This window comes from Flavihumibacter cheonanensis (assembly GCF_022352215.1).
Taxonomy (GTDB): domain Bacteria; phylum Bacteroidota; class Bacteroidia; order Chitinophagales; family Chitinophagaceae; genus Flavihumibacter; species Flavihumibacter cheonanensis.
Genome location: NZ_JAKRWF010000131.1, coordinates 1 through 286, shown reverse-complemented (window position 1 = coordinate 286; position 286 = coordinate 1). Strand labels below are relative to the sequence as shown.

The following is a 286-nucleotide window of genomic DNA, read 5'->3' as shown; positions in this document are numbered from 1 at the left end:
GACTCCCGCCGGCGTACCTGCCCAAGAATCCGCCTTCCCAGCAGGGAGAAACACCATGAATACCAAGCGACTGCTATCGTTGTGGGGACTCAAATGGAACCCCTTTTCGCCGGAGCTTCCCAGCGAGGGACTGCTGGTGACCGCCGCGGTCGAGAACTTCGTCTGGCGCGTCGAGCAACTGGTCCAGGAAGGCGGCTTCGCGCTGGTCTGCGGCGAATCGGGGACCGGCAAGTCGGTGGCCTTGCGGATCGTGGCCGAACGCCTGGCGGCGGTGCGCGACGTGGTG

At 65.4% G+C, this 286-nt stretch carries 1 protein-coding gene; it reads left to right on the top strand.

Going from position 1 to position 286, the window contains the following annotated elements; all coding sequences use genetic code 11:
• Positions 1 to 55 precede the first annotated feature (55 nt).
• Positions 56 to 286, top strand: a 231-nt coding sequence (locus MD536_RS21405) for a hypothetical protein (protein WP_239603818.1), incomplete at its 3' end; no start/stop codon positions are given.